This is a genomic window from Blastococcus atacamensis (assembly GCF_002938425.1).
Taxonomy (GTDB): Bacteria; Actinomycetota; Actinomycetes; order Mycobacteriales; family Geodermatophilaceae; genus Blastococcus; species Blastococcus atacamensis.
Genome location: NZ_POQU01000020.1, coordinates 36620 through 45519, shown reverse-complemented (window position 1 = coordinate 45519; position 8900 = coordinate 36620). Strand labels below are relative to the sequence as shown.

Here is an 8900-nt window from a genome sequence, read left to right as displayed (position 1 = left end):
TTTTGTATATTATGTTACCGGGACCCCCCGAGCTCTGCCCTACCCTTGTCTTCGGAAGCGCCAGGGTCTGGTCCGGACCGTCCGGCCCAGGATCGCGACGTCGGCCACGCACGGCACCGGCTGCACCCTCTCCGCCGCGATCGCGGCACTGCTGGCCCGGCGCCGGGCGGGTGTCGTGGCAGGAACGGCCGACGTTCCGGACTGGATGCCCGTGGTGGAGGCCGCCCGCGACTACCTGCAGGCGGCACTGGCCGGCGGCGAAGTGCTGGCGATCGGCTCCGGGCACGGGCCGGTGCACCACTTCGCCGGCACCTGGGACGTCTGAGCCGACGCGGTCAGCCGAGGGCGAGGCCCAGGATCAGGTGGGCGTTGAGCCCGATGATCAGAGCCGCGACACCGCAGCCCGCCAGGGTGGTTCCCCGCCGGTTCACCCAGCCGCCCATGAGGTCGCGGCGGCTGGTGAGCCACAGCAGCGGGACCAGCGCGAACGGGATGCCGAAGGAGAGCACCACCTGCGACCACACGAGCGCGGTGGTCGGGTCCCCGCCGAACACCAGGACGGCCAGCGCCGGGGTCAGCGTGACGAGCCGCCGGGCCAGGACCGGGATGTGCCGGCGCAGGAATCCGGCCATGACCACCTGGCCCGCGTGCGTGCCCACCGACGAGGACGCGAAGCCCGAGGCGAGCAGCGCCAGCGCGAAGGCGATCGCGGCACCCGAGCCCAGCTGGTCGCCCAGGCCGGTGTGCACGCCCTCCAGGGTGTCGGCCTGGCCGCCGCCGGTGAACAGCTGCGCGGCGATGATGAGCATCGCGGCGTTGACCAGACCCGCCAGGCCCATGGCCAGCACGACGTCGAGCCGCTGGGCCCGCAGCAGCCGCCGCCGTCCGCCCTGGGTCCGCCCAGCGGTGACGACGTCGCCGTAACGACCCGGCGTGAGGGCGGAGTGCACGTAGATGACGTGCGGCATGACCGTGGCGCCGAGGATGCCGGTGGCCAGGACGATGCTCTCCTGGCCCTCGAAGCTGGGCACCATGCCCCCGGCCACCCCGCCCAGGTCCACCCCGGCGCCGACGAGCGTGTAGCCGAAGCCGAGTCCGACGACGAGCAGCAGGCCGGTGATGACCCGCTCGAACGGGCGGTGGCCGCGGGACTGCGCGGCCAGGAGCGCGAACGCGACGACGGCGGTGATCAGCCCGCCGACGGGGAGCGGGACGCCGAACAGCAGGTGGAGCGCGACGGCGCCGCCGACGATCTCGGCCAGGTCGGTGGCGATGGCGACCGCCTCGGCCTGGAGCCACAGCACCCACGTCAGCCGGCGGGGAAGGCGCTCCCGGCAGAGCGTGGCGAGGTCGCGGCCGGTGGCCAGCCCGAGCTTCGCCGTCAGGGTCTGGATCAGCATCGCCATGAGGTTCGCCGCGACGATGACCCACAGCAGCGTGTAGCCGAAGGCCGCCCCACCCGAGAAGTTCGTGGCGAAGTTGCCGGGGTCGACGTAGGCGACCGCCGCCACGAACGCCGGGCCGAGCATCGGCCAGATCCGCCGCTTGGCCGCCGGGGGAGCGGGGGGCCGCGGGGCGGCGACGAGCGTCGTCGGCAGGACGGCGGCCTCGGTCTTCGACAGGTACACGGCAGCCTCGCAGGGTGGAGCGGGAGGTGGTCGCTCCTGTCCTGCCCGCGGGGGGTGTCACACCGGGGCCGACCCGTGGCCCCCGTGGGCCAAGGTCAGCCTGACCTCACGGCCAGGCGTGCATGGCAGGGGAACCGGGAAGGGACGGTCCGTCCGCCCCGACTCTGGAGGTCCCGTGACCGAAGCAGCACCGCCCCGTCCCCTCGCCCTCGTCACCGGTGCCTCCAGCGGCATCGGGCTGGAGCTCGCCAAGCAGTTCGCCGACAACGGCTTCGACCTCATCGTCGTGGCCGAGGACGACGAGCTGGACGCGGCGAAGCTCCAGCTCCAGCAGCGCGGCGCCGCCGTCTCCGACGTCCGGGCCGACCTCACGCAGCGGGCGGAGGTGGAGAGGGTCGTCGCGGCGGTACGCGGATCCGGCCGACCGCTGGCCGCAGCCGCGCTCAACGCGGGAGTCGGCGTGGCCGGGCGCTTCTCCGAGACCGACCTGGAGGCGGAGCTGGGCATCGTGGAGCTGAACTGCGCCTCCACCGTGCACCTCGCCAAGCGGGTGGTGCAGGACATGGTGGCCCGCGACGAGGGGCGGATCCTGTTCACCTCCTCGGTCGCCTCGCAGGCGCCGGAGCCCTTCCAGGCGGTCTACAGCGCGTCGAAGGCGTTCGTGCAGTTCCTCGCGCTCGGCATCCGCGAGGAGCTCAGCGACACCGGGGTCACCGTCACGGCGCTGCTCCCGGGGCCGACCGACACGGAGTTCTTCGACCGTGCCGACGCGACCGACACGAAGCTGGGCGCCAGCGACTCCAAGGACGACCCGGCCCAGGTCGCCCGGCAGGGCTTCGAGGGCCTGATGAAGGGCGAGGCGTCGGTGTTCGCGGGCTCGGTGACCAGCAAGCTCATGGGCAAGCTCTCGGCCGTCCTGCCCGACGCGATCGCCGGGAAGAGCCACAAGCCGATGACCGCGCCCGGGTCGGCGGAGAGCTGACCCGCGGAGGGCAGGATCGCGGGGTGCGGATCCCGCCCCTGGACCTCGGACCGCTGCTCCTGCGGCCCTGGCGGGATGAGGACGTCGACGCCGTCCTCGCCGGTCAGGGCAGGGACCCGGCTTCCCGGCTGTGGGCCGGGGGCGGCGCTCTCGACACCCGGGAGGACGCCGTCGCTCTGGTGGACCGGCTGCGCACCGAGGAGAACCGGGCGTCCTGGGCGGTGGTGGACGCCGCGACGGGCGAGCTTCTGGGCTCGGTGACCGTGCACTCCATCGACCTGCGGCAGGGCGACGCCCAGGTCGGCTACTGGACCGCGGCCCCGGCCCGGGGACGCGGAGTGGCGCCCCGGGCGGTGGACGCCGCGTGCCGCTGGGTGTTCGGAACGCTCGCCGTGGACCGGATCGGGCTGTGCCACGCGGTGGAGAACGCCACCTCTGGTCGGGTGGCGGAGAAGGCGGGCTTCACCTTGGAGGGCCGCCTGCGCCGCTCGTTCCGCTACGGCGACGGCGTCAAGCACGACGAGCTGCTGTGGTCCCGGCTGTCCGACGACCCCGCACCCGCGCTCGGCTGAGCTCAGAGCGGGACGTCGACCCGTTCGGCGGCGGGGCGGTCCAGCGCGCGGGCGACGTCGGCCGGGACCGGCGCGAGCCCGGCTCCGGCCAGGACGACGTCGCGGACGAAGCTGTGCCAGCGGTGCGCGTGGCGCAGCATGCTGTGCCCGCCGGCGACGGTGAACCGGGCGACGTGGGCGCCGGCGGCCACGGCCCGGCCGGCGAACTCCTCGGACAGGCTCGCCGGCACCCATCGGTCGCCGCGCCCGTGCAGGATCGTCACCGACCGGCCGCGCAGGTGCTCCACCGGTTCGCCCGGCGGCGTCCAGGGCGCCAGCGCGCACACCGCCGTCACGCCGTCGTGCCCGGCGGCCCGCAGCACCGCGCGGCCACCCATGGAGTGGCCGACCAGCACCACCGGTAGGTCGGGGTGCTCGGCGCGGATGGTGTCGAGCGCCCAGCGGACGTCGGCGTAGGCGTCCGCGGCGGCGCCGTTCCAGCCGGCCACGCGGTACCGGAGCAGGTGCGTGGTGAGCCCCGTGTCCGCGCCCGCCGCGGCGACGAACTGCTCGATCGCGCGCATCCGCACCAGCGAGAGCGCCCGTTCCTTGGGCGGCTCCACGCTGGCGACGGTCCCGCCGTGGCAGAACAGCGCGACGGCGCGGGCGGTCCCCGGCGCCGGACGGGTGTCGAGGACCGGGCCGGTCATCGCCGGCGTCCGCGGCGGCCGCCGCGCAGCGTGGCCCGTGCCCGGTCGCCGAGGTCGCCGGCCTTGAGCAGGGCGTTGCTCGCCGCCGACGGGCCGCGACGGCGCTGCAGTGCCAGGCCCAGCCGGCGCAGCAGACCGGTGGCCAACGGGACGACGACGGTGAGCAGCAGCCACGTGCGCAGCCGGCTGGTCAGGAAGAGCCACATGCGCCGCACCTTCCCCGACCGGCCGTCACGGAATCTTCGGTCATGCCGGGTCGTCGGCGAGGCGGACGATCATCTTCCCGGTGTTGCCGCCACGGAGCAGGTCGAGGAACGTGTCGACGGCGCTGTCGAGCCCCTCGCGCACGGTCTCGCGGACCACGAGCCGGCCGTCGCGCAGCCATCCGGAGACGGCCTCGGCGAAGGCCGGCTGCAGGTCGGCGTGGTCGCCGACGATGAAGCCCCGCAGGCTCAGCTTCTTGGTCACCATCATGAACATGTTGCGCGGTCCCGGAGCGGGCTCGGTGGCGTTGTAGCCGGAGATCGCCCCGCACAGCGCCCCCCGCCCGTGCTCGCGGAACGCGCCGATGGCGGCCTCAAGGTGCTCCCCGCCGACGTTGTCGAAGAAGACGTCGATGCCGTCGGGCGCCGCCTGACGCAGCAGTTCGGCCACCGGGCCGTCGTGGTAGTCGAAGGCCGCGGTGAACCCGAGCTCCTCGGTCACCCAGCGGACCTTGTCCGGTGTCCCGGCGCTGCCGATGACCGCCGAGGCGCCGCTGAGCCGGGCGAACTGCCCGACCAGGCTCCCCACCGCGCCGGCGGCGCCGGACACGAGGACGGCGTCGCCCTCGCGGAAGTCGGCGAGCCGGAAGAGGCCGGCCCAGGCGGTCAGCCCCGGCATCCCCAGGACGCCCAGGTGGTAGCTCGGCGGGATGCCCGGCAGGTCGGGCAGCACCCGCACCTGCCGGGCATCGAGGACGGCGACGTCGCGCCACGCGGCGTCGGCCAGGACCAGGGAGCCCTCGGGGACGTCGGGGGAGCGGGACTCGACCACCCGGCCGACCGCGCCACCCTTCATCGTCTCGCCGATCTCCCAAGCCGCGGCGTAGGACTTCCCGGCGTTCATCCGGCCCCGCATGTACGGGTCGACGGACATGACCAGCATGCGGACGACGACCTGCCCCTCGGTCGGATCGGGCCGGTCGAGCTCGACCAGCCGGAAGTCCTCGGGGGTGGGTTCGCCGACGGGGCGGGCGGCCAGCTGCCCTTCACGCGTGTGCACGGTCACGCCGCGATCATGCGCCCGACCAGGTGCATCGCGCCGCACCGGGTTGCGGGCCCGTCATACGCTCGCGGCATGTTCTTCTCCCGGTCCAAGATCCAGCCGGTCGCCCCCGAGGACGCGCTGCCCGGTCGTCCTGCCGCGCTGCCGCACGTGCCCGAGGTGCACGCGGTGAACGGCAACCGCATCCAGCCGCCGTTCCCCGACGGCATGCAGACCGCGGTCTTCGGCGCCGGCTGCTTCTGGGGCGTGGAGAAGGTCTTCTGGGAGACCCCGGGCATCTACTCGACCGCCGCGGGTTACGCCGGTGGGTACACCCCGAACCCGACCTACGACGAGGTCTGCTCGGCGCGCACCGGGCACACCGAGGTCGTGCTCGTGGTCTTCGACCCGTCGGTGATCAGCTACGAGCAGCTGCTCAAGGTCTTCTGGGAGGACCACGACCCGACGCAGGGGATGCGCCAGGGCAACGACATCGGCACGCAGTACCGCTCGGCGATCTACTACGCCTCGCCCGAGCAGGAGAAGGCCGCGCGGGCCACCCGGGACGCCTACCAGCAGCGGCTCTCGGCTGCCGGCTACGGCGAGATCACCACGGAGATCGAGCCGCTGGGCGACTTCTTCTACGCCGAGGACTACCACCAGCAGTACCTCTACAAGGTGCCGAACGGCTACTGCCCGGTGCACTCGACCGGCGTCTCCTGCCCGGTCGGCCTGGGCGTCGACAGCAGCGAGTAACCATCCGGGCCACGCCGGCTGCCGAGCGGCATCGGGCAGAGTGGGGGCATGTCCGGCCCCCCTCTTTTCGACCTGCTCCGCCGCGAGCCCGACATCGAGGCGCCGGACCTCGTCGCCGTCGACGCGACCGACCGGTTGCTGCTGGACGAGGCTGCGGCGGCCCTCGCCCTCGCCGGGCCGGGCGAGGTCGCGGTCGTCGATGACGCCTACGGCGCGCTCACCCTGGGTGCCGTCGCGCTGCACGGGGCCGGCGACGTCCGAGTGTCCCAGGACCTGCTGGTGGGGGAGCTCGCGCTGGCCGCGAACGCTGAGCGCGCCGGCCTGACCGGGCGCTACCGCTCGCTGCCGCTGGCCGAGGTGGCCACCGGGGCCCGGGTGGTGCTCGTGCAGGCGCCCAAGGCGCTGGAGGCCCTGCGGGAGATCGCCGAGTCCGTCGCCGCCGTGGCCGCACCCGACGTCACCCTGCTGGTCGGCGGGCGGGTCAAGCACATGACGCACGCGATGAACGACGTCCTGCGCGCCTCGTTCGACGACGTGTCGGCCACCCTCGCGCGGCAGAAGTCGCGGGTGCTCGTCGCCCGGGGGCCCCGGCCCGGCGTGCCGTCCTTCCCCCGCCGGCAGGAGCACGCCGACCTGGGGCTCACGGTCTGCGCGCACGGCGCCGCCTTCGCCGGCACCAAGGTCGACATCGGCACCCGGGCCCTGCTGGGCTGCCTGGACCGCATGCCCGACTCGGGCACGGCGCTTGACCTGGGCTGCGGAACCGGCGTCCTCGCGGCCGCGCTGGCCCGGAGCCGGCCCGGCCTCGAGGTGATCGCGGCCGACCAGTCGGCCGCCGCCGTCGCCTCGACGCAGGCGACCGCCGAGGCCAACGACCTGACCGAGCGCATCAGCGTCGTCCGGGACGACCGCGCCGGCTCGCTGCCCGACGCGAGCGTGGACCTCGTCGTCCTCAATCCCCCGTTCCACGTCGGCGCCTCCGTCGTGACCACCGCCGCCGATCGGCTGTTCGCCGCCGCGGCCCGGGTGCTCCGGCCGGGCGGTCAGCTGTGGACGGTCTACAACAGCGCGCTCCGCTACAAGCCGGCGCTCGCCCGCGTCGTGGGGCCCACCCGGCTGGCGGAGCAGACGCCGAAGTTCACGGTCACCGTCTCCACGCGACGCTGAACCGGAATTCCGGAACGAGGAAGGTTCAACGTTCGGGTGATTCTGCTGTAGTTCCTCCGTCCACATGTCGATGAAGGGGTCGACGGCACGGGGAACCCCGGTACCGCGAACTTGGTCGCGGGGCCCGGCGCAAGACGCGGCGCCGGGGCGACCTGGGGGGACGACGGCGGCAGGAGTGATCCTGCCGCCGTCGGTCTGTTCGGGGGGCGCCAAGGCCCCGGGGCGACCGCTCGCCGCGGGATCGGCGGCTCGGCCGACCAGGGGAAGTCGATCCACCGGTCGGTCCCGCGCCACACGTAGTCGCACCGCACCAGCGAGCCCGGCTTCTCGTGGACCACCGCCGTGCCGCACCTCGGCCACGTAGTCGGCGCAGAAGTTCCGGACCAGCTCCAGCGTCTTGCCGGTGTCGGCGACGTCGTCGGCGACGAGGACCTCCGCGCCGGTCAGGGCGACGACGTCCAGGGTGGATGGGAGCACCACCGGCAGGTCCAGCCGCTGGTCCACGCCGGTGTGGAACTCGATGCTCATCACGAAGAGGTTCTTCACGTCCAGCGCGTAGCCCAGAGCTCCGCCGAGGAACAGGCCGCTCCGGGCAATGCACAGCACCAGGTCGGGAACGAACCCGTCGTCGACCGCCTGGGAGGCCGGTGCGCGGGCGGCCGCTCCGAGAGCCTCGTACGTCAGCACCTCGCGGTCGTGGTCCGCATCGGGATGGTGCACGTGAAACATCGGGCGCGGGAGCCCGGGCCGCGGCGGTCGTTCGCGGGGCCGGTGGCGACACCGTCGCGAACATGTCCCACAATGTTCAACCAACCGGCCGGGAACGCTCTGGCCCGCGAAAGCAGAGGGCGGCATGGCTGAGGCGGCGGACGCGGGTGCACCCCCCGCCTCGCATTGCGCGCCCGGCGCGCGGGGCCACGAGCACGTCGGCCTGGTGGCCTCCTCCGACGAGGAGATCCTCGCCGGCGTCGTGCCCTATCTGGAAGACGGGCTCCGGGCGGGGGACACGGTGCTCCTCAGCTGTCCGGCGGAGACGGTCGCGCTGATCACCGCCGCGCTCGGGGAACACGCCTCCGACGTCGAGAGCGACGCCCGCATCTCCCTGGTCGACGCACGCATACCTGACGCGCTCACCGCCACCCGGGAGTGGGTGCGGCGGGCGGCGGCCGGCCGATCCGGCCGGCTGCGGCTCACCGGGCAGGTCCACTTCGGCGCGGAGCCCCGGGACTGGCGGGACGGACTGCGTTACGAGGCTGCCGCGAACGGGCTGCTCGCCGGGGACCCGATGTCGGTGATGTGCTTGTTCGATGCCCGCGTGCTGCCCGCCGAGGTCATCGCGGGGGTCGGCGCCACCCATCCGGAACTGCTCAGCCGGGGCGAGCTGGTGCGCAGCGAGACGTTCGCCGACCAGCGGGAGTACGCGCGCCTGCTCCCGCTGCCCCGTGAGCCGATGGAGGACGACCGGCCGGCGGTCACGATCGTCGATGCGCCGTCGCTGGCCGATCTCCGGGCCGAGCTGCGGACGGTGATCAACGCCCGGGTCGCCGACCCCGACCAGGCCGAGGACCTGCACTTCGCGGCCAGCGAGGTGGCCTCCAACGCGTTCCGGCACGGTGCGCGCCCGGTCTCGGCGCGGCTGTGGGTCGACGCCGACCGGCTGGTCTGCGCCATCACCGACAGCGGTCGCGGCTTCGACGACCCGTTCGCCGGCTTCTGCCCCGCCCACGGCGAGGACCTCGCGCGCGGTGGCATGGGGCTGTGGCTGGCTCGCAAGCTGTGGGATCACGTCGACGTGCTGCCGCAGCCGCGCGGTGTGACCGTCCGGTTGAGCGCCCGCCTGCGCTGAGACGCGAGGGCGGCG

General features: G+C 73.9%; 10 protein-coding genes and 1 pseudogene. 6 read left to right on the top strand and 5 right to left on the bottom strand.

Annotated elements, in window-relative coordinates; genetic code table 11:
• Positions 1 to 325, top strand: a 325-nt coding sequence (locus C5508_RS07495; RefSeq protein ID WP_198597948.1) for a bifunctional hydroxymethylpyrimidine kinase/phosphomethylpyrimidine kinase, incomplete at its 5' end; no start/stop codon positions are given.
• A gap of 10 nt (positions 326 to 335) precedes the next feature.
• Here C5508_RS07495 and C5508_RS07490 read toward each other — a convergent pair.
• Positions 336 to 1628 (bottom strand): Nramp family divalent metal transporter, encoded by a 1293-nt coding sequence (locus C5508_RS07490; RefSeq protein WP_104524311.1) that lies wholly within the window; start codon positions 1626 to 1628, stop codon positions 336 to 338.
• A 175-nt stretch (positions 1629 to 1803) separates the two neighbouring features.
• Between C5508_RS07490 and C5508_RS07485 the strand changes: the two genes are divergently transcribed.
• Together C5508_RS07485 and C5508_RS07480 are read left to right on the top strand one after the other, a co-directional pair.
• Positions 1804 to 2610: an SDR family NAD(P)-dependent oxidoreductase gene (locus C5508_RS07485; RefSeq protein ID WP_104524310.1), complete on the top strand. Its 807-nt coding sequence runs from the start codon at positions 1804 to 1806 to the stop codon at positions 2608 to 2610.
• Positions 2611 to 2633: 23 nt separating this feature from the next.
• Positions 2634 to 3182, top strand: a complete 549-nt coding sequence (locus tag C5508_RS07480) for a GNAT family N-acetyltransferase (RefSeq protein WP_232796985.1) — start codon at positions 2634 to 2636, stop codon at positions 3180 to 3182.
• A 2-nt stretch (positions 3183 to 3184) separates the two neighbouring features.
• On the opposite strand, the gene C5508_RS07475 is transcribed toward C5508_RS07480, so the two are convergent.
• Genes C5508_RS07475 through C5508_RS07465 form a run of 3 tightly spaced genes read right to left on the bottom strand, consistent with a single transcriptional unit; the run spans position 3185 to position 5140 of the window.
• Positions 3185 to 3871 carry an alpha/beta fold hydrolase gene (locus C5508_RS07475; RefSeq protein WP_104524309.1) on the bottom strand — a complete coding sequence of 229 codons (687 nt, stop codon included), beginning with the start codon at positions 3869 to 3871 and terminating at the stop codon, positions 3185 to 3187.
• Complete coding sequence (locus C5508_RS07470; RefSeq protein ID WP_104524308.1) at positions 3868 to 4077, bottom strand: hypothetical protein; 210 nt, start codon at positions 4075 to 4077, stop codon at positions 3868 to 3870. The genes C5508_RS07475 and C5508_RS07470 overlap by 4 nt, the downstream gene beginning before the upstream one ends.
• A 40-nt stretch (positions 4078 to 4117) precedes the next feature.
• Positions 4118 to 5140, bottom strand: a complete 1023-nt coding sequence (locus C5508_RS07465) for an NADP-dependent oxidoreductase (protein ID WP_198597947.1) — start codon at positions 5138 to 5140, stop codon at positions 4118 to 4120.
• A gap of 69 nt (positions 5141 to 5209) precedes the next feature.
• Here C5508_RS07465 and msrA point away from each other — a divergent pair, with 69 nt between their 5' ends.
• Entirely contained in the window at positions 5210 to 5872 is a 663-nt protein-coding gene (gene msrA, locus C5508_RS07460; protein WP_104524307.1) for a peptide-methionine (S)-S-oxide reductase MsrA, read from the top strand.
• A gap of 48 nt (positions 5873 to 5920) precedes the next feature.
• Positions 5921 to 7039 carry a class I SAM-dependent methyltransferase gene (locus C5508_RS07455; protein WP_104524306.1) on the top strand — a complete coding sequence of 373 codons (1119 nt, stop codon included), beginning with the start codon at positions 5921 to 5923 and terminating at the stop codon, positions 7037 to 7039.
• Between the two features lie 438 nt (positions 7040 to 7477).
• Here the strand turns inward: C5508_RS07455 and C5508_RS20580 are convergent.
• Positions 7478 to 7768 (bottom strand): annotated as a pseudogene (locus C5508_RS20580) (phosphoribosyltransferase); the annotation flags it as partial.
• Between the two features lie 124 nt (positions 7769 to 7892).
• On the opposite strand from C5508_RS20580, the gene C5508_RS07445 reads away from it, so the two are divergent.
• Positions 7893 to 8885, top strand: coding sequence for a sensor histidine kinase (locus C5508_RS07445; protein WP_104524305.1), 993 nt, complete (start codon positions 7893 to 7895; stop codon positions 8883 to 8885).
• Positions 8886 to 8900 lie beyond the last annotated feature (15 nt).

Excerpts from the sequence above, each read along its gene's own strand:
- C5508_RS07455 (WP_104524306.1), top strand. The coding sequence starts at position 5,921 with ATGTCCGGCCCCCCTCTTTTCGACCTGCTCCGCCGCGAGCCCGACATC.
- C5508_RS07445 (WP_104524305.1), top strand. The coding sequence starts at position 7,893 with ATGGCTGAGGCGGCGGACGCGGGTGCACCCCCCGCCTCGCATTGCGCG.
- C5508_RS07475 (WP_104524309.1), bottom strand. The coding sequence starts at position 3,871 with ATGACCGGCCCGGTCCTCGACACCCGTCCGGCGCCGGGGACCGCCCGC.
- C5508_RS07470 (WP_104524308.1), bottom strand. The coding sequence starts at position 4,077 with ATGTGGCTCTTCCTGACCAGCCGGCTGCGCACGTGGCTGCTGCTCACC.
- msrA (WP_104524307.1), top strand. The coding sequence starts at position 5,210 with ATGTTCTTCTCCCGGTCCAAGATCCAGCCGGTCGCCCCCGAGGACGCG.